The organism is Nocardia sp. NPDC050408, from assembly GCF_044458905.1.
Classification (GTDB): domain Bacteria; phylum Actinomycetota; class Actinomycetes; order Mycobacteriales; family Mycobacteriaceae; genus Nocardia.
In genome coordinates, this window is the sequence record NZ_JBITIL010000005.1 from 535,515 (window position 1) to 558,732 (window position 23,218).

Genomic DNA, 23,218 nt, shown 5'->3' on the forward strand with positions numbered 1-23,218 from the left:
AGCCACCACTTTCGCGCAGCGCCATCAAGAGGCGAATCCGTTGACTACGCAAAAGTTCGGCGAGGATTTGACCCAGACCTAGACGACGAGCCACGAAAAGGTCGATGGGAACCTGCGGCATCACGAGCCTATGGATCTGTACAACAATGAACAGCGGCGAAAGATCGGCTCAGCGAACTCGAACGCATCTGCTGAAGAGTTGGCGCAGAAGGTCAATCTGCGGTGAAGTGGGTGCTCATCGCGAAATTGGCGATGTCAACCGGCGGGTACGAGATCGCCGCCTTCGTCCACAAAACCAGCCCGCGCGCTATGGACCGGAATCCGCGGCCTGACGGCCGCGTGGAATCCGCCTCGGCGGCGGGCCAGCGCCACCCGGAGGGCAGGGTTGCGAGCCATCGTCCCGTCTGAACGAACGCGCGGGAACCTATCTCTGTTCGGAGCGCCCGGCTTGACGCAGTAACTTTTCCTGCCAACCGCGCGGCGGCGGCCACGGCACACCCCACTCCGCGAGCTGGTCACGAGTCCATCCTCCGCGCGGCGTGCGAGCGGCGTTGATCTCGTCAGGTGTTGCCGGAGGTTTCACAGCAACCTCGATCGCCGGGCGGTAGTACAGCTTCTTGTGACACATGATGTCCAGAAACACCATCACGATTGGTGGAGGAACAACCAGCTCCGGATCGAAGCCGCTCGCCCCCGTAAAGCTATGCGACGCTGCGGTTTTCGGTCCCCATCGCAACCATATGCCAGCACACGATCGGGCCTCGAATTCGTCGACCAGCTTCGCCAACGACCTTGTGTTGTTCCGGCTGTCAATTTCGATCGCAAGCTCTGGGTGGCCCGGGCGATCGAAGACTACATCAATGCGCCCGCGCCAGACCTTCCCACGCCTACTCGTTCGTGTCGTCGCACTTGGCGCCTCGAACCGTGGCACCCACCCCTGATCTCGCCCCCACTCCGCGACGTGGCGCGTCAGAGTGTCCGTAACTTTCAACGATGGCTCGCCATCCAGCTGCAACGGCTCCAGCCATTGCTCAAGGCGGCCAGCATCTGCCTTCGTTTGCTCAAAAGTGGTGCGCACCTGCACATCATCGGCGTGGACACCGACAAACTCATGTACTGATCGAGGAACATTCAACGGATCGAAAGGTGCGCCGAGGAGCAGGCATCCCAGAGGCAGCAGGGCCAGACGGGGCCAGTCCATGGTCTACCAGGCAACCTGGGACCGGTGATCAAGGGTGGCAATCATGATGTCGCCACAGCAGGCGGCCAATCCGCTGGTTCGACATTCGCGGGTCTCCCTTCTCCTCCGTCGCTCCAATCGAACCCAGGAGAAGGCGGACCCCACTGCCGCGGCTCGGTGAAAACGATCTGTTCGGAGCCGAAATCGGTGGCCAGGAAACTGGTCTGGCTGGCAAATGCCGCTTTGCTGAACCCGGCGCCGCTCCTGAATATGGCCTCGCTGAATCCGACAGCAGGGCCGCTGAAAGTCACCTTGTCGAAGAGGGCGAGACCGTTGAACTTCACGCAGTCGAACCGGGCGTAGTCGCTGAATGTCGCCTCAGCAAACCCTGCCGTGCCGCCGAACGTCGCCCCGAAGAAGCCTGCGGTGCCGGTGAACACCACGTGGTCGAATCGTGTGTCGCCGCGGAATGTTGCTCTGCTGAATCCAGCGGTGATTCCGTTGAACGTTGCCCGGATGAACCTGGTGAGTCCACCGAACGTCACCTCGCCGAACCCTGCGGCGAGGCCGTTAAATGTTGCCTCGTCGAACTCGGCGTCGCTGTTGAATGTCACGCCGTCGAACCCAGCGTCGCCGTTGAATGTCACGCCGTCGAACCCAGCCGCGCGGTTGAATGTCGCTTCGTCAAAGCTGGCCTCGCCGCTAAATATGGATTTGCTGAACGCGGCACTGCCGTTGAACATCGCCTCGCCAAACCAGGCGATGCCATCGAACGACACGTTGTCGAACCAGGCGGAGCCATCGAATGTCGTCTTTACGAACGCAACGCCAGAGGTGAACATCGACTTGCCGAAACGGGCGTGGCTGTTGAACACGGCCTCGCCGAACACTGCGGTGCCGCTGAACGTTGTCTTGTCGAACCAGGCGTCGCCGCTGAACGTTGCCTGACTGAACTCAGCGGCACCGCTGAACGCCACATCGTCGAACGAGACGAGGTTGCCGAACTCCGCACCGCTGAATAAGGCGGGGCCGCTGAATCTCACATCGCCGAACCAGGCGCGGTCGCTGAACCTCGTCTCGCTGAACTCGGCGACGCTGGCGAACGTCGTCTCGCGGAATCTGGCCATACTGCTGAACACAGCTTCTCGGCATCGGGCGTTGGCGCTGAACGTCACCTTGCTGAACTCTGCGTCACCGGTGACCGTTGCCCCGCTGAATCTGGCGTCGCCGCTGAACGTAGCCCTGTCGAACCGAGCGGCGCCGCCGAACGCCACCTCGCTGAACGCGGCGCTGTCCCCGAATGCCGCACCGTCAAACGCGGCGTCACCGGTGAACGTCGCTCCGTGGAACGCGGCGCCGTTCCCGAATGCCGCTCCGCCGAACGAGGCGTCACCGGTGAAGGTTGCCCCGTCGAACCGCGCGGAGCCGGAGAATGCGGCGCGGCTGAAGTCGACATCTTCGAGGTGGGCTGTACGAAAGTCGAAATCGTTTGTCGACCAGTCGTATTCGGCGTCCGATCGTAGGTGGTCGGCGATCACACGGATGATCGTTTTTCGGACCTCACGGTCGTTCTGCCGGTACTCGAAATGCTGTTCGGTCTCTGGGCCGGATGGTTCCGGCGCCGGGTGTTTGCGGATGTCCTTGGTTTGGTGATTACCACCGAGCTCTGGCGTGTAGGGCAGCCGGATGTAGCCGCACAGTACGTCGATGCACTGCTGGCGGCGTAGCCCGTCGGATTCGTCGGCGACGCCAGCCATCGCGTACACCCCAGCGATACGAACCGCGACATCGGTCGCGCCGAGCTGTGCAGCTGCGGCACCGAAGCGTTCCACGAATCGGCTCTGCTCAACATCACGCTGGCGCCGGTAGGCGATCACGAGTGCGACGACGCCGCCGACACCGGCGACGACGGTCAGAGCGACGCGGGTGATGTCGATCGGCGCGGCCTTCGCCTCACTGGTCGGGGTAATCCAGCGTAGGAAGCTGTACGCGGCGAAGGCCACCGTCAGTCCGGCGACGAGCGCGAGCCCGACCGCGGGGAACAATCGAATCCGCCCCGTGTGGCGACCAATCGCCTTGTTGCGCTTACCCACCCACTTGAGCATTGGTTGATTGTGGCCGAGGGCTCGATACCCGACGACCAGTATCCCTTATGTGGGCGGAAGATTCGATGACAAAGGGACCGGGGTGCAGACGATGCAGGTTCATGGTCTACCGGATTCACATGACGATGTGCGCATGAATCAGGAGTGGTCGCCGCACACCACCCGAATAACCAGGTCGCGGTAGGGGACCCAAGCCGTAGGCACCTCGTCGAACGATGGCATGGACAACGACACGAAGGTTCTGCGGTTGTGGCCTCGACCGGACAGTGTCACGGCTCGATGGAACGCCGCTCGACTCAGGATCCTGTTGCAGATCACATACGGCCAGGCCAGCATTCGACGCCGCGAACGGCGACGACTCCGTCACTCGGGCATGTTGCCCTGACCGAGCAGCGAGCTATTTGCACATGCGGACGAGAGTCAGTTCAGCACCACGAAGTCGGTCACGGCAGGACCGCTTCCTGCGACGGCGGAGTCGAGGACTCACTCGCGGTAGGAGTACCAGTTCGAGAGCTTTGGGGGGTCGCGGTCGGCATCACGGCGGATCATCCGGCCGCGGATCCGTTCGGGACTTGCGCTCACCCAGACCGTGCGAATCGGCGCGGATGGCGAGTCTGCAACCGACCGGATGTAGTCGGTCAGGGGCACTGCACGGTCGAAGGCCATTTGTATATAGCCGAGGAATATCTTTCCCAAGCCTTCTCGTAGACGCTACTGTTCTGGGATGACCGAATGGGAACTTCAAGTTCTTGACATCGAGAAGACCAGCTATACCATTGAAGAATTTCGCGAATGGGAAAGTAGCGGACGCCTGGAACTTAGCCCAAGTTTCCAGCGAGGTCAGGTGTGGCGTACGCCTGCGAAGGCTTTTCTGATCGATACGATTCTTCGAGGATTCCCCATTCCGCCGCTTCACATTAGGTTTACGCGGAAGGGTAGCGGCGTGATGCTGAGGGAAGTGATTGATGGTCAGCAGCGACTCACCGCGGTTATCGACTACCTGAGTGACGAGTTTGCCTTGAGCAAGCCGAGAAACCCGTCGGGAGATCTACCGCCTTGGGCAGGTTTGCGATTCGGACAACTCGATCCTGAACTTCAGCAGCGCATTCTCGACTATTCATTCAGGGTCGAGGTTTACAAAGGTGGAATTTCCGACAAAATTGTCTACGAGATATTTGCTCGTATTAATACTTACAGCATACCGTTGAGTGATCAAGAATTGCGCAACGGACGATTCTTTGGCGAATTCAAACAATCGGTATACCGACTTGCGGATGAGCACAAGCCGGTTTGGAGTCATCTCTCTCTGTTTACGCCTCAGGGATTTGCCCGAATGATGGATGCGCAATTCGTTTCGGAGATTTTGACGATGCAGATCGGAGGTATGCAGGATAAAAAGTCATCGCTAGATGAAATGTACGCTGCGTATGAAGACGAGTGGCCTGATAGGGAGCGTTGTGAGGCGGAGTTTCGGGCTGTCATGGATGTCATACGCGGAGAATTTGGCGAAACGGTAAAGAGTGGGAAATTTAAGAGGGTTCCACTGTTTTATACTCTGTTCTGTGTAATATACCATCGAATGTTCGGTATGCCGCTGGGTCCGAATGTTGGTTCCCAACTGCCGTCCACGCCAAAGTCTTCACTTGGCGAGGCGTCATCTGAACGGCTCCGGTTGGCGATGCAGAATCTCTCGGACTTCCTTGAAGATAGTTCGTCCGCAGCGGAGGCTGGCTCGGACATAGATTCATCTGGTCACGATGAAGACTCGATTGCTCAGGCGCCAGGATTATTGGGATCGTTCGCCAAAGGTTCGGCCGGGCAAACTGATAACCTCCATCCTCGATTTCTTAGATTTCGTTCCTTGTGGGAGCTTGCTAGGCTTTCTCAGGCATGAAAGCCACATCGGCGTTCAGTGATTTCATTCCAAGAGTGTCACTGTCGTACAGCTCGCTAGGATCCTGTCATGGAAACCAGGCGCCGAAATCGACCTGCTTGGGCTGTCGACTTGGCGCGGAGTCGGTGTACCAGGATGTGATGAGAAACTGGGAATGGTTTATCGTTGAGATCCTAATAGATCTGATGTGTGGCCTTCCCACTGGCCATGTTAAGCAAATTCAATCAGTCTCGACTCCGACATACTCTACGCGCGTGGCTGCTCGCAGAGACTTACTGCGCACGAAGTTTGACCGAGCAGCGAATTCGATTCGATTGGCTAGGTATCCAAGTAATTACATACTTCTTCATGACCCATCCATGGTGATTGCGGTGGCGGATTACTGGGTGCCAGTGAATCCGGTATCAGTTGAATATAGAGTCAGTCAGGCGAGAATTTCTGATTTGCTTACGATACGGCATGGTATTTCGCACGGCACCGACCATGCACAGAATGAAATGCGTTCTATTTTGATGAATCTTGATCCGGGAAACGTGTACAAATCGGTTGGTGAATTCCTACTTTCGAAAGCTTCGATCAGCTCGTCACGATGGCTGGACATCCTTTTGGATGACATATGTGACATGGCGTCGAGGATATCGCCTTGAACTCTCGAGGTGTGACTATTGCAGCACGCGGTAGCAGCGCGCACACGTCCGTATTGCGTTACCGCGCCAACTTCTCGTACTGCGGCCCGGTCGCTTCCGCCGCCACCGACTGGTCCGGCCCGCCATTCTGACAGGCCGCCAGGACTACCACGAGCGCCGCGATCAGCGCCAGCCGCCGAAACATCGAAACTCCCCACCTTCGCTATCGATCCTCAGACCCTGATATCTGGGCGAAGAATTCCTTGCGAAGCCGTCCGAAATCGGAGACTCGGCTGAACTAATTGACTGGATTGTCGACCGCTTCCTTGAGTTTCTCTATCTCAAACGCTTGCTGTTCCTGCTGCTGCCCGAAGCTGGTGGCGGCTGTATGCAGCGCATTTCCAATCTGCTCAGCCACGGGCTTGGCCTCGTTGAGGCGGTTTTGAATGAAATCAGCCGCTTGGGCGTATTCGAACCACATACCGGCGAACAGGGGCCCGAACTGCACGACGGTGTATTTTAACTCGTCGATATTTGCGGCTGTCTTCCCCAATTCTGGCGCCACTTCATTGAGCCAAGCCTTGGAAACATCCTCGAGAAGATTGAGGTCTACGTTCAAATCTCTAGCCATAGACAATTACCCCGCAGCTATTCGTTTCTCGAAAATATTCAAAGATAAGCCCGATCGTCGTCCCCATCATTCTGGATCCACAATCTTCCAGATCGCCATCTCGGCATCCTTGGATGGCACGCCGTTCCACGGGTGTTCTTGGAAATTTTCATCGGTTAGAAGTGTTCGGTACTTCGGCTTCGCGGTGCCCCAGTTGTTGATGTCCACGACCGAGGTATGCTGCCCGATTTCAGTTTTCTTGAGAACGTGTGCGATATCAGTAGCGACCGGACGTAGATCGTCCGGACTCGTCGAGGCCGCAACGTCGAGGTGGACAGTAATGTGTCTCGTGTCCGGTTTTTCGAGTGCGTTACCGGTGTTCACCATGAACAAGCAGGTTCCCGCAGGAAAATGTATTTTCGCAATTTCTGCGGTCAAGTATTTCTCATCTGATTTCCGCGAGTCAGTGAACATTGTGCTAGTGCATGCTACTGTGCTCGCTGTCGCTACTGCTGGCGAACTCGACTCCGCAGTTGGCGTAGCTAATTCTCCTGTACCACACGATGTCAAAAATAATGCACCCGCCACCGCTGCTATCATTTTCGGAGCTGAATAGAGATGATCAAAGCCTTTCGTGGCTCGGGCATACACCACAGAGAGATCATTGCTTGCCCGCGACTGCTGTCCGCGCACTACGCCGCTCCGTCCTGTTTCCAATCGTCCTCTTTGTTATCGAACAGATCGCTTACACTGCTGGGCCAAGTCACTTTGCCCGATTTGGCAACATCGAACCCACTCGGGGCGCGGACAAGGTTCTTGAGATCCTGACTGGCGACGTACACTTTGCCCTCGGTCTTTACGAAGTCGGTGAGTGCCTGGACGATGAGTTCAACGGCCGCAACAATAGCCGAATTCAAATTGTTGATGGTCCAGATCGAAGCGGCGCCGAGTGTGCCCGCCGTCTCCTCGGCGAACGTCGCAACCTGAGCAATTATCGTCGACAGTTTGGTGACTATGTTCAGGTAAAGATTCTGGCCCTCTTCCGCCACCGTAATAAGTTTGTCATGAATAGTGTTGCACATATTCTCGATGGAAGTCATAGCCGCCTGCTGACTTTCCTTTGTTGTCTTGAAAGACTTGTACGCGCTCCCATCCCATCGCCCCTCCATGTTCAATTCACGTCTACCTTGCATGCCGTTACATGAGCGGACCTGGGAACCTATGGCTTGCCACTTAGCTGCGTAATTTAGGAATAACCAGGGTGCAAACATCCCCTCAACGGCCTCTTTGAGCTTCTCGAACAGCTCAGCGAGGGTTTCTTGTATATCATCCCTGACTTCGCTCACCTTCAAGTACACCAGGGGGGCGATATACTTCAAATCGTCGACTGCGTTATTGATTTTGTCTGGTGTCTTCTTGACTTCCTCCACCTTTTGCGAGAAGGTGTTCCTGAGCTGCGCTAGGCTCGCTTCCGTCATTTCGGTCACAAGAATCCAACGTCCATTCTCATCGTAACTTTGATTTGCTTATTCACTAAAATGACCCCCATCCCGAGGCGTATGAGATCGTGCGCCCAAGTGCTCAAATTGCCGATGCGACGTAGGGGTCGCCTCGCGATCAATTCTGCAGTTCTATCGGATACACTTCATCCGATCGATGCTTGAGCGTCGGCCATCCTGTCGCATAACATGGCCACCCCTATCCATATTGCAATAGATAATTCTCATGCTCCACGACTCGCGAGGCCAACTCGCTATCCGATTCTTGATCCAGGTATGCGTCATTCACCGGCTGAGGTTTCTTCGCTCGAATTTGCTGACAGCATTCGATAATGTCTTGGGCGATGAAATTCGCATCGGTTCCCTCCGCCCACCCAGGATCGATGTCGACCGAGATAAGCTTGGACTCTGTTGCGGTGACTGTCAGCGCTGGCTGACCGAACGCGTTACGTCCCGGCCCATGGACCGTAATTGGATTTTCGAGAAATAGATGATCGTACAGTTCCCGAAACTCGTCGATGGTACGGGTTCTCAAGAGCAACGGAGCAGCATCACGCAGCGACGGAACTGTAGATGGAGGCAGCGCTCCGGACTCGACCATACGAGCAGCCATCGCATAGAGCCCATAGCGATAGGCGTCCATAATCGACCGACCGTATTGCGACGGATCGAATGAATTTTTCCAGCTATGACCCAGCCTGATACCTATGGGCAGACGATCGGAACCTACCTCCACGGAAACCAAGGACGATTTCTCGGGCGGAGTGAGGCCGAGCCTGGTCATTGGACTGGCCGACGAGCTCGGCGTGGGTGCAGTATTACGAGAGGGAGGAGAAGGCTGACTGAACGAGAGAGGGTGTGTGACGGGAGGCGGGGAAGTTGCCGGAGGGGGTGGACTGTACGAAGAAGACCGACCTGTGGGGTGAGGGTGCGAAGAAGCCGACGGCGCAGAAGAAGCCTTGGGGTTCGGCTCGAGAGGCGCCTCGTCCCAGAACTCATCGGGGTCGTCATAGTGGTTGTAGAACCCGCCAGCCATCGCTACACCTCGCGGTAACTGCTGGCCGGCGCTGCGGACAACGTGTTCATCTCTGGAATCGACATCAACCCCCCACTGTCGTTAACCGCCCCAATGGGGCGGACGCGACTACTCTTTCCGGCGTCATTCGGTTTGTCAACCGCTACTGCTCGACAGAGACACTAGCCGAAAGCCTTTGCCTGGGGTCGCATCTCGCGCACAGATCCCGCGCCTGGGGTTCGGCGGAGTTCGAGGCGCCTGGTGCTGCGCCTTGGGTCCTGACCTGAGTGGACATAGGTGAGCGCGTCGGGAGGCCGTGTCTCTAGGCGTGGTACTGGTCAGTGAGCGGGGGTGAGTTCGATGATCCGGGCGGGTTCCGGGGGGATAGCGGTGAGCAGGTCGCGTTGCGGCTTGGTGAGTTCGGTGGCGCGGCGGAAGGTGCCAGCTGGGCCGGTAAAGGTGCCGACGTGCAGGCTGGCGAATTCGCGGCGGATCATGGTCGAGATTGCGCGGGCACGGTTTCGCGGATGCGGATCAGCATCAAGGCGAGCCCGCAGAGCAGGATGTGGGCGCGGATGCGTTCTCGGGCCGGTGGTAGACGGTCGCAGGCCCAAGATCCAGTTCATGACCCGCCAGCCGAGTTCGACCTCGAGTAGCTGCTTTGTAGCCACGGCGATGTCCTCGGCCAACAGCTTCGGATCCGATCAGCGCACCAGGTATTTCCCGTCGAAGTTGGGTGCTGGATGTGTCCTTCGAATCACGAACGCCGACATGGTTGTTCGGGAGGAAGGCGATTTCGATGCAGTTCGAGTGGGCACCGCTGCGGCTGCTCTTGAACTACTGCGTGTCCGAGTGGTTCGCCATGTGCTGCCCCTCTGAGGTCAGCGGTCGAACTCTCCGCGGGTTGTCGCGGTGGTGAAGGCCGACCATTCGGCTGGGGTGAACACGAGTGCGGGGCCGGACGGGCCTTCGAATCACGTACGCCCACATGGCTGTTCGGGAGGAAGGCGACTTCGATGCAGTTCGAGTGGGCACGGCTGCGGCTCTCTTGAACCGCGTCGCGTCCGAGAGGTTCGCCATAGGGTGCCCCTCCGAGATCAGCGGTCGAACTCTCCGCGAGTCGTCGCGGCGGTGAAGGCCGACCATTCGGCTGGGGTGAACATCAGTGCGGGGCCGGATGGGTTCTTCGAATCGCGAACGCCGACAAGGGGGTTCGGGAGGAAGGCGACTTCGACGCAGTCTGAGCTGGCACCGCTGTGGCTGCTCTTGAACCAGCCAGCACCGGTCAGATCAATGTTCACGCGTACTCCTTCGCCATTCGCATGAGTAGAGCACGGCTGTCGATGGGATCCATCGCACTTCGCCGGAGGCCCTCGTACGCCTCATGATATCGCCGAACAGTGGCTGGTTTCGCAAGATACAAGCCCCCTGTGAAATTCTCAGCGAAGACCACGGGCGGCTCGATCGCCTGCCCCTGCTTATCTGTGCCGAACTCCAGGATGACGAATGGACCAGTCGCGTCCCCCAGGGGGAATCCCGCGCTGAACGGGAGGATCTGCAACCGTACGTTGGAGCGGGTGCTCATGTCGGCGAGGTGTCTCAGCTGGGTCGCCATCACTTTCGGCCCACCAACCACCCCTCGCAGGACCGGCTCTCGCAGCATGACGTCGAGTGTCGCCGGATGGTGCTTGCGGGTGATTCTCGTTTGCCGCCGCATCCGCAACTGCACCCGACGCGCGTGTTCCTCAGCGCCGTCGTCGGGATAGCCCGACCGCAGGAGCACGCTGGCGTATGCCGGTGTCTGTAACAACCCCGGCACGAGTTCGGGCTGATAGGTCGTAAGCCGCTGCGCCGATGCCTCCAACCCCACGAAGAAGTCGAAGTTCGCTGGCATCACGTCGCCGTATTCGAGCCACCAGCTCAGCTCATTGCCTTGTACCGCAAGCCCTTTCATCGCGGCAGTGTGGTCAGGATCGAACTCGTAGATCTTGCACAGCGCCTCGAGATCCACATCGCGCAGATGCGCCACCGTCCCCTTCTCGATCCGCTGTAGCGTGCTGCCGCTGCGGTCGATCAGCCGGGCTGCCTGCTGGAGCGTGAGTCCACACCCCTCCCGTCCATCCCGCAGATACTTCCCCAGCTGCCGCCGTGCCAGCGTCGATCCGTCCTCCGACATGCCCGCCTCCCATCAGGTTTCACTGTTCGCAACAGCAGAGCACACCGCCATCCCATGCGGAGGCCGCATCGCGAATGATCATGCAATCGGGGTATAACCCCAGGAAGGATTGCATCTGGTGGCGCTTTCGCGAATCAGATCAGCGGCGGCCTACTCCTGTTCAGCGGGTCGATGCGACCCGCACGTGCGCGGCATCGCACGCTGCTCGGTATGAGTGTCCATGCCGGGTCGGGCCGGAGTGGTCTGAAACCGCAGGATCGAAACCAATCGAGAATGTCTTTGCGTCCCAATGGAACCGATCGACCGTTTCACGCGTCCAGTACAGTAAGCGGACGAAAAGCGAGGGAGGGCCAGCCGATGGAAGTGGGGCAATCGGCCGCAAATGCGCTGTATCAGCAAGCCACTGGGGGAACATTCCGGATGGAGGCCGACGCCGCACGGCGGTGCGCTGAGGTCTATACAAGGTTCGTCGAAACCACACTGGAACCACAGATCAAGGCGTCCTGGGATTTGCACAGCCTGGAAGGCTTCGGCGGATTCGAGTCTGCTCGGGAGCTTCAAAGCGGGTTTTCCGGCAAGGCGGTGAAGATGACGGAAGCCCTCAACGGGATGAAAGAGGCGGCACTGAGAATGGCGGCGGCCTATCTGCAAGCTGGTCAATTGGTCGACGAAGCCGACGCAATGAACGCCCGAGCCATGAACACGGCCACCTCGGAGGTACAGGAGACATGACAGGCATGCGTAAGGCGTTGATAGCCCTGCTGGCTGCAGCGATTACCTCGATCGCGGCGAGTTGTTCGACGAACAACGACCCGGCACAACCTGCTGTCAACTCCGATCAGGCCAGCACTTCGCCCAGTGCCACGCAATCGGCCCGGTCGACGCTGACCAACCCCAAGCTTCAGCCGCCTTCGCAGGACAACAAATACGCTGCCAGCACGGGACGCCCCAAGATCGTCTTCGACCCGTGTACATGGATCAGTGAGGAGACCATCCAAAAAGCAGGATTCGATGGCGCTTCACGCGAGCGTGGCAAGGACCTCGTCGCCGAGTACAGCTTCTTCATCTGCCACTTCTCTTCTCAATTGCGTGACCTGAGCTTGCTCTCCGGAAACGCAACTTGGGCGGAAGACCTCGCGAAGGTCGGTTCGTACAGCGAGCCGATCACCGTGAGCGGCCGCGAAGCCCTGTTAGTTCGTGACCCACAAGTGCATCGCGGTTGCCAGATCGACGTTCGAACCAAGGTGGGATTCGTTCAAATGGCGGTACATCTGACCGACCGCGCCCCCCAAACCCTCAACCCCTGCGACGGCATCACCGACATCGCCTCCACCATCGAACCGGAAATCGGTAAGGACAACTGACGATGACCGGCCTCGACATCAACAGTGTCCCCTCAGCCCTCGGTGCATTCGATTCGAGCCGCAAGCCCGACACCACTCAGCCGAGCACGCTTGCGCGCGGTCAGCAGCAGGGTGCGGAGCAGTACGGTACGAAACTTTCCGCTGATGGCCAGGATCCGGCGTACATCACTCGGATGGAGCAGTTCGAGGGCATCACGCATGAGGAGATCTATACCCATGCGCAGCAGATGAGTCCGGGCATCATGCATCATCAGGCCGATACCTGGATCAGTATCGCCACCGCGCTGAGCGGTGGACTGTTCGGCGCGAATCTTGCGATTCAGAAGGCGTTGGCGTCGGGTATCGAGGGCGCCATGGCCGATGCGGCGCTTGCTGCGGCGCAGACGTTTTATCGGCAGGCCAGTGATGTCGAGCAGGTGATCAATGCCTGCGGGCATCGGGTAAAGGGTGTGGCGTCGGCCGCCGAAGTGGTGAAGATGACGGTGCCGCCACCGTCCGCGGCGCAGGGGAGTAGGGGTTCGGCGACCTCGCTGGACCCCGCGCAGGTCATTATTTCCGCGGTCGGCGCGGGCCTGGTCGGAGACGGTGACAGCCAGGAAGTCGCTTATCAGCGTGGTACCGAGGCGCTGTATCGCACGGCGATCGACACCATGAACAACAACTACAAACCGTCCTATGGTCCTGCCGGGTCCGGAGTTCCGACATTCGTGCCGGTCACGTCGCCGGGTGGGGGCAACGAGGGCGTTAGCGGGCCGGGCGGAAGTAGCGGCGGCAATGGCGCCACCACCGGATCGGGCACCGGAAACACCGGCGGTAGCAACGGCGAGTCGAACGGATCGGGGAAATCGGGGAGCGATCAGGGCACGGTGAGCCCCACGGGCCTCGACTCGAATTCCACTACCGGACAACAGACGCAGTCCCCGACGACGGCCGCGAGCACCACCGCCACCTCGCCCGCAGCGACTACCGGCATCCCTGGCACCCAAGCGGTGACACCGGGACAGTCCGGCCATTTCGGCACCTCTGGGCCGGGCGGCGCATCCGGACTCGGCAGCAGCACCACACCTAGCCCAGGCCGCAGCGTCGCCGGCATGCCGACGACCGGAAATGCCAGCGCGGCAACGGTTTCCACTGCCGCGAAAAGCGCGACAAGCACCGGACGCAACGGCATGTCGGGCATGTCGTCACCCGGCGCGGGGCGCAAATCGGGTGAAGACGAGTCGAGCCGCAAGGTCCCCCACTACCTGATCGGCCAGTACGAAGAACTGATCGGCCCGGACGATCCCGCGGCGCCTCCGTCGATCGGCGCCGATGCGCCCTCGGCGCAACCGGCCCACCCGAGCAGGGGGGACGGGCGCGGGTGAAGTTCGAGTTCACGCCCGATGAGTTCATGCACATCTGGCGCGAGACGCGGTCGGATCGCTACCCCTTTCCCTTGCGGCTGATCGCCTCAGTGCGTTGGGAGGACGAATTCGAGCAGCTCACCCGCGAATTGGACCGCCGCCTGCCGCTGCATGCCAACCCGGATCTTTCCGCCGCCTTGCGAGTGGCAGCCGATCCGCGAATCGCATTGACGCTCATCGGAACTCGGCGCCGCCCGCTTCGTGCGTTCGGCGCGATCGACGCCGATGTCGGCGTCACCCTGGTGCAACGGCCGGGCCCAACCCCCGAATTCGGCGGCAACGTCGTGCTCGAGGTCGGCACCGCCGCGATCGTGCCCGCCGTGTTCACGGCGGTGCTCGGCGATGTGCCGCCCGGACGCAATCCGGCCGTCGTCGAGGATGTCCAATGCCTGGTCGATAATCTCGAGTCCTGGACCGGCCTGAAAGAGACGCCGTCCGACCAGATATACCGCCTGCTACGCGCCCCACGCTCCGGTTCCGGAACCGTGGAAATCCTTCGCGGCCTCCGCGACTCACATCCCGCCCCACCCGAATACCTGAACTGGTTCGACATCGACGGGGACGGCCGCTACCGCTACCGCCACCAGTACAACGAATTCCACATCGCCCCCTACGACCAGTCCACGATCCGCCGCGAAATCACCCGCATGGCGCAGCCGATCCCCTGATCCGCCGCTCGAGGAGCCCCGCGTTTCGACTGCCGGATGGTCGGATGCAGGGCGGGCAATCCAGATGGTCGTCGACCCACTGCGACCCTCGGCCGACGATCCCCATATCGACGATCTCGACATATCCAGTGCTGCGAAGTCTCGCGCTCGGCGGTGACCTTCTCGCGGCGCGCACGGATTCTCGCGGCGCGCATGAATTCGCGGGCGAAAACGTGCGCGGCGCGTGAATGGGTGCGCGGGAACAGTGGAGTGTGACGCGGAAGGTGCTGGCGATGACGTGTTCGAAAGGGGCTCACATCACAGAGTTTTGGATCCGGCAGCATCCACACGGACGGTGTCGAGTGCACCCCCAGGTGCCTAGGCGGTGTCTTCCGAATCGCGGGTCCAGCGTTCCGGCCACAGATGTGGCTCGGGTTTCTCAGGCAGTTGGCACCCGTGTCGCGATGTCTGCCGAACTACGAATGGCGTCGAGTAGCCGGTGCATGTGGACCCCGTCATCGAATGTCGGGACCGTAGTAGCGCCGGTTCGGATGTCCTGTGCCAATGCCGCATACAGTCTCGCGACATTGCCGACTTCGGTGCCGAGCGTCATTCCCGCCAGCGGGTCCTCGCCCTGCAGCGGCTGCCAGGAGCCCGCACCGCGGGAACCTTGCAGGCGCAGTTCGCTTAACGAAATGCCGCCCGCCCCGTTGGCGCCGGAGACGATCGCCAGATCCCCTGCGGTGCCCGAGATCTCTATCCGAGTGTGACCGTTGGTCACCTTGGAATCGTGGATGTGAGCCGACACCACGACTCCGTCTGCGGTGACGGCGTCGAACAGCAGATGGTTCGGCGTGGTGACAGCGATTGCCGTGCCGGTTTCCTGGATCAGGGCATGCGGGTGGCGGATGGCGAGCCGTGCCGACAGGTCGGTGAAATCGCCGATCAGGTACTCGACCGCGTCGAGCGTGTGGCCGCCGACAATCTCCACGATTCCCGCACCATTGCGCTGGTCGAGAGTGTAGGCCGCCCAAGCCGGTACCTGCGTGCCCGCACCCAGGTGACGTGCGGAGTACACGGTTGCCGAAACAACGTTGCCCACATAACCTTCCGCGAGCAACTGGCGGGCACGGGCGATCGCCGGCGAGTATCGGGTCTGCAGGCCGACCACGTGGTGGATGCCCGCGTCCGAGGCGAGCTCGGCCAACGATTCGGCCTCAGCGGTGTTCAGTGCGAGCGGCCACTCGCAATAGACATGTTTGCCCGCCGCCAGCGCCATGCGGATCAGCTCCGCATGCGCGGGCACCTTCACCGTGATCGCCACCAGGTCGACCTCGGGATCCTCCGCAAGTTGGCGTGGATCGGTGAAGGCGTGCCTCGCGCCGAATATCCGCAACGCCCGCTGCGCACTCTCCGCACGGCTCGTGCCGACAGCGGTGATACGGAAGTCCTCGAGCGCCTGAAGTGCGGGAACATGTGCGCGCACGGCCCAGCCGCGGTCGGGACTGGCGCCGACGATACCCACCCGAATAGGGTCCATGATCACTCCTGAGATAAGCGGACCTGTCGAGTCCGTTTATAGCTAACCGGACTCGCTGAGTCCAGTTGTTAAGCTGGTGGACGTGATCAGTGCCGTGGACCGACTACTCGCCGACGAGTCTGGCCAGGCACCCCGTGCGGATGCTCGGCGCAACCTCGAGCGCTTGGTCGCAGCGGCGCGGTCGGCACTGGCCGAGATCGGGGTTGAGGTCACCGCTCAGGAGATCGCTCAGCGTGCCGGAGTCGGCAAGGGCACCTTCTATCGGCGGATTCCCTCGCGGGAGACGCTGCTGCAGGTCGTCCTGGAGGAAGTGCTGGACGAGATGATCTTCAGCGCCGATCGCGCGATCGCCGACCCTGATCCATGGCGCGGGTTCACCGACTTCGCCTCCGTGTATGTGCAACTGCGCACCGAAAGCTGCGGCGCCAACGAGGCGCTGGGCGGCGCCGGTTTCCCGGGTTTGGATCGATTGCTGGCCGAAATACGTGCACGGATCAGGCGTTTGGTCGAAGCCGCGCAGAGCACGGGCGAGATGCGACGGGATATCGCCTGGCAGGACGTAGCTTTTCTGCTCGCGGGAGTCTCGACCGACTCACACACCATCGGGCTTCAGGCCGACAGCGGTCAGTGGCGCCGCAACCTGCAGATCGTCCTCGACGGACTCAGGGACCGCAACCGCTCCTAGCGTTTCTCTCGAATACTCCGTCTCGACTGGCGGATCATGTCTCGCATAAGTGACCCTGACTTCTCCATCGGTACTGTCGCGGCTGACAACGTGGCCGGTGCGCTCGCGCACGTCCGGGCGCTGCACCTCGCGTGGCGATGTGCAGGACGAGGGCGTCCGGCCTCAGCGCTGTTGTCGCTGGCGGCGGGCGCAGAGCAGCAGTGCGAGGGCCAGGATGGCGCCACCCGCCAAAAGTAGCGTGCGGGTACCCGTGTGGTTGTCGGGTTCATCGGCGGGCTGTGCCTCGTGGTCGGTGTCTTTCGGTGGTGGGGAGGCGAGTCCCGCAGCGACTTTCGTGGATGCGGACTTGGTTTCGGGGAGCTTGCCGACGGTGGCGCTCTTCGGCAGGGCGAAACCGTAGTCGAGCAGGCGCGCGGCCTGTTCCCACGGACGCAGCGGCAGCACATCGGCCTTCAACAGCGTCACGACGAGTCGGCGGCCATCGCGCTGGGCCGCGGCGACGAAGGTCTGTCTGGCATCGTCGGTGTAGCCGGTCTTGCCGCCGAGCGCACCGTCGTAGTCGTAGAGCAGGTGGTTGTCGTTTGCGACGGGGAAACCCGGATGGTCTTTGTCGTCAGGGTTTTTCGGGTCCTTGGGGTAGCCGGGAAAGTCGACTTGTTCGGTGTGGATGAGTTCGGCGAACAAGGGAATCGTCATGGCCTCGCGGAACAACACCGACAGGTCGTAGGCCGAGGTGCTCATGCCGGGACCGTCCAGACCGGACGGGCTGGCGGTGCGAGTATCCAAGGCGTACAACGACTTTGCCAGCTCGTTCATCTTCTGCGCGGCACCGGCGTCGCCGCCGAGTTGGGCGGCGATGGCATGCGCGGCATCGTTGCCCGACGCCATGATCAGCGCCTGCATGAGCTGTCGGTTGGTGTAGCGGCCACCGGGACCGATGCCGACACGGGTGCCATCGGCGTTCGCGTCCTCTTGTGTCCCGGTGACGGTCTTGTTCAGGTCGAGGTTGCGCAGTGCGACGGTCGCGAGCAGTACCTTGATCGTGCTGGCGGGCCGGTAGCGCCCGTGCGGGTCCTTGGCGGCGAGCACCTCACCGGTATCGAGATCCGATACCTGCCAGGCCGTGGCCGAAATGTCCTGCGGCACTGGTGGTGCGCCGCGCGGGATGACGACGCCGCATTCACCCAGCCGTGAGCCGCCGACCGGCGGAATCGGTACGGCCAGCGCGGTCGGCGTCGGCTGTCCGGGTTCGGGGACCTCGGATTCGTCGATCGGATTGGGCGGCTTCGTTTTCTGCGGGCAGCTGTCGGTATTCGGGGTGCTGAACGGCGTCGTCGTCGCGGTAGTCGGCGTTGCCTGCGAAACGGTCGCGGCAGGGCCCCAGGTCACGGCTGTTACGGCCAGTGCAGAACCGAGGCAGAGTGCGACGAGGAGGCGAAGGTCCCGGGTGCTCATCGGCTGCGAGCCTACTGACCGGCCGCGTTGTGGGCGGGGAAGAGGCACGGATGGATCCAGTATTGACAGGAACTACTAAATGAGAGTTACTATCAAAAAGTTGTAACTATCATTTTATGGAGGGGTTATGAAGACAGACTCGACTCGCCGCTGGTTGGCGCTGGGGGCGCTGGCCTTGGCAATGCTGACCATCGGCCTGGATATGACCGTGCTGACCGTCGCGCTGCCCACGCTCGCCGTCGACCTGAATGCGAATACCGGCGCGCTGCAGTGGTTCAGTTCCGCATACACATTGGCGCTCGCGGCCGTGATGCTGCCCGCGGGCGCGCTCGGCGACCGCTACGGCCGCAAGAAGCTGCTGCTCGGCGCGCTGGTGCTGTTCGGTGCGGCCTCGCTGGCCTGTGCCTTCGCCACCACCGCCGGTCAACTCATCGCGGCCCGCGTGGTACTCGGCGTCGCGGCGGCGGTCATGATGCCGCTATCGATGGCGGTGCTGCCGGTGCTGTTCCCGGATTCGGCGCAGCGGGCCAAGGCCATGAACATTTGGGTCACCTCGACCGCACTGGGACTGCCGCTCGGTCCGATCCTCGGCGGCTGGCTGATCGATAACTTCTGGTGGGGTTCGGTATTCCTGATCAACGTCCCGATGGTGGTGCTCGGCGCGGCGGCCGTCGCGGCCCTGGTGCCGGAATCGCGGAACCCGGATCAGCGGCCGATGGATTTGCCGGGCATTGTGCTGTCGATCCTCGGCATGGTCGGCGTCACTTACGGATTCATCCGGCTCGGTGATAAGGGGTGGGGCAACGGCCTCGGTTGGGGTGCGCTGCTCGGCGGTGTCGTGATCGTCGCGGCGTTCATCGCGTGGCAGCGGCGTGCGAGCTTCCCGCTGGTCGATCTGGGCCTGTTCGGCAGCCCCGGTTTCCGCTGGGGCGCGGCGTTCACCGTGATCATTACCTTCGGCCTGTTCGGCCTGTTCTTCACCGTGCCGCAGTACTTCCAGGCGGTCCTCGGCGTCGACGCGCTCGGCAGCGGAGTGCGGCTGCTGCCGATGATCGCCGGACTGCTGGTCGGATCACGGCTGGGTGATCGGTTGCTGCCGAAACTGGGACCGGCGCTCATGGTGGCGCTCGGCCTGACGGTGCTGGCAGTCGGCATGGGCTTGGGCGGGCTGACCGAGCTGGGGACCTCGTACTGGTTCGTGGCCCTGTGGGTCGGGTTGACCGGCGCGGGCATGGGCCTCGGACTGCCGGTCGGTATGGCGGTCGCGTTGGACAATCTCGAGGTGGCCCGCGCGGGCGTCGGCTCGGCGCTGGTGCAGGCGCTGCGTCAGGCGGCGGGCACCATCGCGGTGGCGCTGCTCGGCACCGTGCTGGCTACCGTGTACCGCGACGATCTCGGGGTGCTGAATGTCGATCCGATCCGCGACAGCGTGAATTCCGGTGTGGCAGTCGCGAAGTCGACCGGCAATGCCGCCATGCTGGAGCAGGTGCAGTCGGCGTTCGTCGGCGGGATGAGCGCGATGCTGTGGGTGTGTGCGGCGATCTGTGCGGTGGCGGTGCCGCTCGCGCTGCGGGTGTTGCCACGGCGGTCGACGGCCGCGCCGCAAAGCCCGGAGGCGATACCGGACGCGCTGGTGCCGGTTGATGGGCCAGAATCGACATATGTCGGTTGAGCTGCCCGCGGACGGGACGGCCGCGCAGAGCCTGCGCGAGCGGAAGAAGGAACGGACCCGCCGGACGATTCGCGAAGAAGCGTTCCGGCTGTTCCGTGAGCAGGGCTACACCGAGACCACCATCGAGCAGATTGCCGCGGCGGCCGAGGTATCACCCAGCACTTTCTTCCGCTATTTTCCGACCAAGGAACAGCTGGTGCTCGCCGACGATCTCGATCCGCTGATGATCGACGCGATACGAGCCCAACCGCACGACATCCCGCCGATGACGGCGTTCCGCAATGCGGTCGGGGAGGTATTCGCGAATCTGCCCGTGGCCGAGCTGGCATTCGAACAGGAGCGTCAGGCGCTGCTGTATCACGTGCCCGAGCTGCGCGCCGCCATCGGACTGGAACTCCAACGCGGCATCGACCTGATGGCGGGCCTCCTCGCCGAGCAGATGGGTCGGGATGCGGACGATTTCGAGATTCGCGTGACCGCCGGTGCTATCGCGGGGGTCGCGCTCGGCATCGCGAGGTTCAACCCGTTGAATGCCGAGAACCTCAATCGCGCACTGGATTTCCTAGAGGCGGGGTTACCGCTCGGCAAGTAATAGTGCTGCCGAGCGGCCGAAAATCCTAGGCGGACTTGGTAACCGGGCACCCATGTGCCAATGGGCCGAGCAGCTTGTTGTTGTCGTAGAAATGCTCGAGTTCGAGAATACGCAGGTCGTCGCTGACCCTGGCGATCGTCACGCCGAACATCTCGATCAATGCGCCGGTGGGCTGGTGGCCCTTGTATTCGCCGTCGTAGCGACCCCAGTGCCGCCAGCGGAAGGTGACAGCGGGTGGTCCGGCCAGCACCTCGAGCACCTCCCAGAAGAAGCCGTTCGGGAAGGCGGTGTGGAAGGTCGCGTGCGAGGACTCGAAGGTCTCCCGCTCGACCTCGTAGTACGGGTTATCGCCGATCAGGATGTTGTAGCTGCCGATCCGGGCGAATTCCTCGGCGTCCTGCCATGGTCCGCCGTTGACCCGGCCCCGGTAGTGCTCGGCCACCAGCGACACCCAGGTCGCAGGGTCCTTCTTGTGTGAGACCTCCATCTCGAAGACCCGCACCAGATCCTCGACGATGGCCTCGAGCGAGCCCGCCGCGTGGTCGGTGGTGCGCTCGCGCGGCACGGTTTCGTTGGTCAGGTGGTAGTCGGGCGCGCCGTTGCGCCAATCCTCGGCCCGCGTCGCGGCGACCACCGCGTCCCGGCCCTGCAGCCACAGCGGCGTCTCGGTTGTGGAATCCGGTGTATCAACTGTCATCTCGGCTCTCGCCCCTTCGAAGAGATCGGACGCGAGGCAGGCTAACAGCCGGTTGGTCTGTTGTCGCGGCAGGAGTGTCGAGGACGGGAATTTGCCGAACTCTAATGTCTCCCAGCAACTTTCGAGTTTTAAATGATGATGTGTCACATTCTACCGGATGTGTGCAGTGCGCGGTGCGGCGAATCGTCGTCCATGGTGGCGAAGAAGCCGCCGATCACATCCTCGATCTCCGAAATCGACTGTGCGCAATACAGAATCGGTTGGTAGTGGGTGATGTCGTAGACGGCGGTGCCCATCGTCGCCACGTCCAGCGGTCGCAGCTCGGCGTGCTGGAACTCCTCGATCTCGCCGTAGGAGGACAACAATCCGGCTCCGTAGCAACGGATTTCGCCGTGCTCGCGGACCACACCGAACTCCATGGAGAACCAGAAGACATCGGCGAGGAACTTCAGCGCAGTCTCGGTGGTCAGCCGGGCGACGGCCGCGCCGACCGCCTCGTAGATAGCGGCGAAGCGCGGGCTGGCGATCTGATTGGCGTGTCCGATGATCTCGTGGATGGCATCGGGTTCCGGGGTGTACAGCGGGGCCGAATGGTGCCGGATGTACTGGGTGGAGTGGAAGGTTCGATCGGCGAAGGAACCGAAGAACTCGCGCAGCGGCACCAGGCCGGCGGCAGGCACATACCGGAATCCGGTCAGCGGGGTCAGTGCCGCGGAAACCTCGTCGAGCTGCGGAATGTGGTCGCTCGGCAAATCGAGCCGGGCCGCGGCCGCGAGCACTTCGGTGGCGGCGTACTTCTGGTGTTTGCGTGCGAGTTCGGCCGACACGATGCGCCACACCTGTTGTTCCTCATCGGTGTAGTCGATATGCGGCAACGCTTTATCCGGTGCGTAATCCAGCGCCAGCGCGGCGATCGCATTGCGGCGGGCGCGGTAATCCGGATCGTGCACGCCTGGGTGCTCGTCGCTCAGGTGCACCATGACATCGCCGTCGCCGGATCGGGTTACCGGCGAGTACAGCTGAGCTTCGGTGAACATACCTCGATGCAAGCACCGCCGGTCGGTTGCGACAACAAAAGCCCGTCCAGCTGGACAAACTGCCTAGCTGGGCGGACTTATTCGCGTTATTACCGGCAGTAGACCGGCTGGGGCTGCGGCGAGCTGATCAGTGGTGGCCGTGCATTTCGTGCACCACCGCATGGCCCTTGCCGCGGCCGATCATCCACTTGTTGACCGGTGTGGTGAGGATGAAGGCGACCGCCAGGGACAAGGCGAGTGTCGCCCAGAACATGACCGTATCCAGGTGCGCATCCATCGCACCGGGCACAGCCAGGATGATGGCATTGTCGACGATTTCCATGACCGTGATCGAGACCGTATCCGCGGCCAGCGCGGTGGTGATCGCGGCAGCCAGCGGCAGACCCGCTTTCAGGACGCCGCGCATGGTCAGTGCATAGCCGAAGAAGAAGGCCAGCGCGATCGCCAGCACCATTGTCGCGGTGTTGTTCCAGCCGAGCGCGGTGCCGATCACCATGCCGAGGATTTCACCGATCGCGCAACCGGTGAGGCAGTGCAGCGTGGCCTGAGCGGCCACTTGCCAGGACGCTGGAGCGTGCTGCTCGGGGTTTGCGTGCCGAGTGTGCTCGGCGGCTGCCGCATGCGCGGAATGTGCTGCATGCCCAGCATGTTCGTGGTGTCCGATGGGCGTTCCGTGCTCGTGCTCCATGTCGGGAACTATACCCCGGTAGGGTAATTAGTCAACACGGATTCCGGCTGTTGTGCCCGATTTGCCAGACGTGGGCGAGCCGGATAAAGCAATATGGCGAATGTACGAAGGAGGGCGCATGAAATCCGTGCGGATCGATCTCGACCAGAAACTGCTCGCCGCCGCGGCCGCCATCATGGGCACGTCGACGAGCAGCGCCACCATCAACGAGGCGCTGCGCCGAATCGTTGTGCACGAGCGGCAACTTCACCATCTGGAGCGATTGGCTGCCGGTGTGCTGTGTGCCCTGCCCGGTCCCGAGATCGCGGTTGCCGACGGCTGAGCGGAACTCTG

At 61.6% G+C, this 23,218-nt stretch carries 25 protein-coding genes and 3 pseudogenes; 11 read left to right on the top strand and 17 right to left on the bottom strand.

Going from position 1 to position 23,218, the window contains the following annotated elements; all coding sequences use genetic code 11:
* Nucleotides 1–94: 94 nt before the first annotated feature.
* Nucleotides 95–226, top strand: a pseudogene (locus ACIBJI_RS18860) (hypothetical protein); the annotation flags it as partial.
* 198 nt (nt 227–424) lie between these two features.
* Here ACIBJI_RS18860 and ACIBJI_RS18865 read toward each other — a convergent pair.
* On the bottom strand, nt 425–1,201 hold the full coding sequence (locus ACIBJI_RS18865; RefSeq protein ID WP_397085025.1) for a hypothetical protein: 777 nt from the start codon (nt 1,199–1,201) through the stop codon (nt 425–427).
* A 41-nt stretch (nt 1,202–1,242) separates the two neighbouring features.
* Nucleotides 1,243–3,183 carry a pentapeptide repeat-containing protein gene (locus ACIBJI_RS18870; RefSeq protein WP_397085027.1) on the bottom strand — a complete coding sequence of 647 codons (1,941 nt, stop codon included), beginning with the start codon at nt 3,181–3,183 and terminating at the stop codon, nt 1,243–1,245.
* An 826-nt stretch (nt 3,184–4,009) separates the two neighbouring features.
* On the opposite strand from ACIBJI_RS18870, the gene ACIBJI_RS18875 reads away from it, so the two are divergent.
* Nucleotides 4,010–5,179 (top strand): DUF262 domain-containing protein, encoded by a 1,170-nt coding sequence (locus tag ACIBJI_RS18875; RefSeq protein ID WP_397085029.1) that lies wholly within the window; start codon nt 4,010–4,012, stop codon nt 5,177–5,179.
* A gap of 705 nt (nt 5,180–5,884) precedes the next feature.
* Here the strand turns inward: ACIBJI_RS18875 and ACIBJI_RS18880 are convergent.
* The 3 genes from ACIBJI_RS18880 to ACIBJI_RS18890 form a co-directional block, all read right to left on the bottom strand.
* Nucleotides 5,885–6,010 carry a hypothetical protein gene (locus ACIBJI_RS18880; protein WP_397085031.1) on the bottom strand — a complete coding sequence of 42 codons (126 nt, stop codon included), beginning with the start codon at nt 6,008–6,010 and terminating at the stop codon, nt 5,885–5,887.
* A 93-nt stretch (nt 6,011–6,103) separates the two neighbouring features.
* Nucleotides 6,104–6,424, bottom strand: a complete 321-nt coding sequence (locus ACIBJI_RS18885; RefSeq protein WP_397085033.1) for a hypothetical protein — start codon at nt 6,422–6,424, stop codon at nt 6,104–6,106.
* 78 nt (nt 6,425–6,502) lie between these two features.
* Nucleotides 6,503–6,802, bottom strand: a complete 300-nt coding sequence (locus tag ACIBJI_RS18890; RefSeq protein ID WP_397085035.1) for a hypothetical protein — start codon at nt 6,800–6,802, stop codon at nt 6,503–6,505.
* Here ACIBJI_RS18890 and ACIBJI_RS18895 point away from each other — a divergent pair.
* Nucleotides 6,801–7,031 (top strand): hypothetical protein, encoded by a 231-nt coding sequence (locus tag ACIBJI_RS18895; protein WP_397085037.1) that lies wholly within the window; start codon nt 6,801–6,803, stop codon nt 7,029–7,031. The two genes, ACIBJI_RS18890 and ACIBJI_RS18895, sit on opposite strands and share 2 nt — an antisense overlap.
* Nucleotides 7,032–7,107: 76 nt before the next feature.
* Here the strand turns inward: ACIBJI_RS18895 and ACIBJI_RS18900 are convergent, their stop codons facing one another.
* From ACIBJI_RS18900 to ACIBJI_RS18930, 7 genes and pseudogenes are all read right to left on the bottom strand, one after another.
* On the bottom strand, nt 7,108–7,902 hold the full coding sequence (locus ACIBJI_RS18900) for a hypothetical protein (protein WP_397085039.1): 795 nt from the start codon (nt 7,900–7,902) through the stop codon (nt 7,108–7,110).
* 211 nt (nt 7,903–8,113) lie between these two features.
* A complete protein-coding gene (locus ACIBJI_RS18905) occupies nt 8,114–8,557 on the bottom strand; it encodes a hypothetical protein (RefSeq protein ID WP_397085041.1) in 444 nt (147 codons plus the stop codon).
* A gap of 710 nt (nt 8,558–9,267) precedes the next feature.
* Entirely contained in the window at nt 9,268–9,600 is a 333-nt protein-coding gene (locus tag ACIBJI_RS18910) for a hypothetical protein (RefSeq protein ID WP_397085043.1), read from the bottom strand.
* 70 nt (nt 9,601–9,670) lie between these two features.
* Nucleotides 9,671–9,754, bottom strand: a pseudogene (locus ACIBJI_RS18915) (DUF397 domain-containing protein); the annotation flags it as partial.
* 56 nt (nt 9,755–9,810) lie between these two features.
* Nucleotides 9,811–9,962, bottom strand: a pseudogene (locus tag ACIBJI_RS18920) (DUF397 domain-containing protein); the annotation flags it as partial.
* 64 nt (nt 9,963–10,026) lie between these two features.
* Nucleotides 10,027–10,230, bottom strand: coding sequence for a DUF397 domain-containing protein (locus ACIBJI_RS18925; RefSeq protein WP_397085045.1), 204 nt, complete (start codon nt 10,228–10,230; stop codon nt 10,027–10,029).
* A complete protein-coding gene (locus tag ACIBJI_RS18930) occupies nt 10,227–11,105 on the bottom strand; it encodes a helix-turn-helix domain-containing protein (RefSeq protein WP_397085047.1) in 879 nt (292 codons plus the stop codon). The genes ACIBJI_RS18925 and ACIBJI_RS18930 overlap by 4 nt, the downstream gene beginning before the upstream one ends.
* Nucleotides 11,106–11,462: 357 nt before the next feature.
* On the opposite strand from ACIBJI_RS18930, the gene ACIBJI_RS18935 reads away from it, so the two are divergent.
* From ACIBJI_RS18935 to ACIBJI_RS18950, 4 genes are read left to right on the top strand one after another with little or no spacing between them, the layout of a single operon-like run.
* On the top strand, nt 11,463–11,837 hold the full coding sequence (locus ACIBJI_RS18935) for a hypothetical protein (protein WP_397085049.1): 375 nt from the start codon (nt 11,463–11,465) through the stop codon (nt 11,835–11,837).
* 5 nt (nt 11,838–11,842) lie between these two features.
* Nucleotides 11,843–12,469 (top strand): DUF3558 domain-containing protein, encoded by a 627-nt coding sequence (locus ACIBJI_RS18940; protein ID WP_397085051.1) that lies wholly within the window; start codon nt 11,843–11,845, stop codon nt 12,467–12,469.
* A 2-nt stretch (nt 12,470–12,471) separates the two neighbouring features.
* The gene (locus ACIBJI_RS18945; RefSeq protein ID WP_397085053.1) at nt 12,472–13,833 is read left to right on the top strand and encodes a hypothetical protein; all 1,362 of its coding nucleotides are present in this window, start codon (nt 12,472–12,474) and stop codon (nt 13,831–13,833) included.
* Nucleotides 13,830–14,540, top strand: a complete 711-nt coding sequence (locus tag ACIBJI_RS18950; RefSeq protein ID WP_397085055.1) for an ESX secretion-associated protein EspG — start codon at nt 13,830–13,832, stop codon at nt 14,538–14,540. Before ACIBJI_RS18945 ends, ACIBJI_RS18950 begins: the two co-directional genes overlap by 4 nt.
* A 418-nt stretch (nt 14,541–14,958) precedes the next feature.
* Here ACIBJI_RS18950 and ACIBJI_RS18955 read toward each other — a convergent pair whose 3' ends face one another.
* Complete coding sequence (locus ACIBJI_RS18955) at nt 14,959–16,059, bottom strand: Gfo/Idh/MocA family protein (RefSeq protein WP_396957515.1); 1,101 nt, start codon at nt 16,057–16,059, stop codon at nt 14,959–14,961.
* A gap of 82 nt (nt 16,060–16,141) precedes the next feature.
* On the opposite strand from ACIBJI_RS18955, the gene ACIBJI_RS18960 reads away from it, so the two are divergent.
* A complete protein-coding gene (locus ACIBJI_RS18960; RefSeq protein WP_364346469.1) occupies nt 16,142–16,744 on the top strand; it encodes a TetR/AcrR family transcriptional regulator in 603 nt (200 codons plus the stop codon).
* Between the two features lie 162 nt (nt 16,745–16,906).
* On the opposite strand, the gene ACIBJI_RS18965 is transcribed toward ACIBJI_RS18960, so the two are convergent.
* On the bottom strand, nt 16,907–18,199 hold the full coding sequence (locus ACIBJI_RS18965) for a D-alanyl-D-alanine carboxypeptidase family protein (RefSeq protein ID WP_397085057.1): 1,293 nt from the start codon (nt 18,197–18,199) through the stop codon (nt 16,907–16,909).
* Between the two features lie 127 nt (nt 18,200–18,326).
* Between ACIBJI_RS18965 and ACIBJI_RS18970 the strand changes: the two genes are divergently transcribed.
* Both ACIBJI_RS18970 and ACIBJI_RS18975 read left to right on the top strand, forming a co-directional pair.
* A complete protein-coding gene (locus ACIBJI_RS18970; RefSeq protein WP_364346473.1) occupies nt 18,327–19,871 on the top strand; it encodes an MFS transporter in 1,545 nt (514 codons plus the stop codon).
* Entirely contained in the window at nt 19,861–20,463 is a 603-nt protein-coding gene (locus tag ACIBJI_RS18975; protein ID WP_397085059.1) for a TetR family transcriptional regulator, read from the top strand. Before ACIBJI_RS18970 ends, ACIBJI_RS18975 begins: the two co-directional genes overlap by 11 nt.
* Before the next feature lie 25 nt (nt 20,464–20,488).
* Here ACIBJI_RS18975 and ACIBJI_RS18980 read toward each other — a convergent pair whose 3' ends face one another.
* The 3 genes from ACIBJI_RS18980 to ACIBJI_RS18990 all read right to left on the bottom strand — a co-directional run bounded on the left by ACIBJI_RS18980 (nt 20,489) and on the right by ACIBJI_RS18990 (nt 22,885).
* A complete protein-coding gene (locus tag ACIBJI_RS18980) occupies nt 20,489–21,160 on the bottom strand; it encodes an ester cyclase (protein ID WP_364346477.1) in 672 nt (223 codons plus the stop codon).
* A 143-nt stretch (nt 21,161–21,303) separates the two neighbouring features.
* A complete protein-coding gene (locus tag ACIBJI_RS18985; RefSeq protein ID WP_364346479.1) occupies nt 21,304–22,197 on the bottom strand; it encodes a phenylalanine 4-monooxygenase in 894 nt (297 codons plus the stop codon).
* 127 nt (nt 22,198–22,324) lie between these two features.
* Nucleotides 22,325–22,885, bottom strand: coding sequence for a DUF4396 domain-containing protein (locus tag ACIBJI_RS18990; protein ID WP_397085061.1), 561 nt, complete (start codon nt 22,883–22,885; stop codon nt 22,325–22,327).
* 118 nt (nt 22,886–23,003) lie between these two features.
* Here ACIBJI_RS18990 and ACIBJI_RS18995 point away from each other — a divergent pair, with 118 nt between their 5' ends.
* A complete protein-coding gene (locus tag ACIBJI_RS18995) occupies nt 23,004–23,207 on the top strand; it encodes a type II toxin-antitoxin system VapB family antitoxin (protein WP_364346483.1) in 204 nt (67 codons plus the stop codon).
* Nucleotides 23,208–23,218: the final 11 nt, after the last annotated feature.

Coding starts and splice junctions, on each gene's coding strand:
- ACIBJI_RS18865 (WP_397085025.1), bottom strand. CDS start 1,201: ATGGACTGGCCCCGTCTGGCCCTGCTGCCTCTGGGATGCCTGCTCCTC.
- ACIBJI_RS18875 (WP_397085029.1), top strand. CDS start 4,010: ATGACCGAATGGGAACTTCAAGTTCTTGACATCGAGAAGACCAGCTAT.
- ACIBJI_RS18880 (WP_397085031.1), bottom strand. CDS start 6,010: ATGTTTCGGCGGCTGGCGCTGATCGCGGCGCTCGTGGTAGTCCTGGCG.
- ACIBJI_RS18895 (WP_397085037.1), top strand. CDS start 6,801: ATGAACAAGCAGGTTCCCGCAGGAAAATGTATTTTCGCAATTTCTGCG.
- ACIBJI_RS18890 (WP_397085035.1), bottom strand. CDS start 6,802: ATGGTGAACACCGGTAACGCACTCGAAAAACCGGACACGAGACACATT.
- ACIBJI_RS18905 (WP_397085041.1), bottom strand. CDS start 8,557: ATGGACGCCTATCGCTATGGGCTCTATGCGATGGCTGCTCGTATGGTC.
- ACIBJI_RS18930 (WP_397085047.1), bottom strand. CDS start 11,105: ATGTCGGAGGACGGATCGACGCTGGCACGGCGGCAGCTGGGGAAGTAT.
- ACIBJI_RS18935 (WP_397085049.1), top strand. CDS start 11,463: ATGGAAGTGGGGCAATCGGCCGCAAATGCGCTGTATCAGCAAGCCACT.
- ACIBJI_RS18940 (WP_397085051.1), top strand. CDS start 11,843: ATGCGTAAGGCGTTGATAGCCCTGCTGGCTGCAGCGATTACCTCGATC.
- ACIBJI_RS18945 (WP_397085053.1), top strand. CDS start 12,472: ATGACCGGCCTCGACATCAACAGTGTCCCCTCAGCCCTCGGTGCATTC.
- ACIBJI_RS18955 (WP_396957515.1), bottom strand. CDS start 16,059: ATGGACCCTATTCGGGTGGGTATCGTCGGCGCCAGTCCCGACCGCGGC.
- ACIBJI_RS18965 (WP_397085057.1), bottom strand. CDS start 18,199: ATGAGCACCCGGGACCTTCGCCTCCTCGTCGCACTCTGCCTCGGTTCT.
- ACIBJI_RS18970 (WP_364346473.1), top strand. CDS start 18,327: ATGAAGACAGACTCGACTCGCCGCTGGTTGGCGCTGGGGGCGCTGGCC.
- ACIBJI_RS18975 (WP_397085059.1), top strand. CDS start 19,861: ATGTCGGTTGAGCTGCCCGCGGACGGGACGGCCGCGCAGAGCCTGCGC.
- ACIBJI_RS18980 (WP_364346477.1), bottom strand. CDS start 21,160: ATGACAGTTGATACACCGGATTCCACAACCGAGACGCCGCTGTGGCTG.
- ACIBJI_RS18985 (WP_364346479.1), bottom strand. CDS start 22,197: ATGTTCACCGAAGCTCAGCTGTACTCGCCGGTAACCCGATCCGGCGAC.
- ACIBJI_RS18990 (WP_397085061.1), bottom strand. CDS start 22,885: ATGGAGCACGAGCACGGAACGCCCATCGGACACCACGAACATGCTGGG.
- ACIBJI_RS18995 (WP_364346483.1), top strand. CDS start 23,004: ATGAAATCCGTGCGGATCGATCTCGACCAGAAACTGCTCGCCGCCGCG.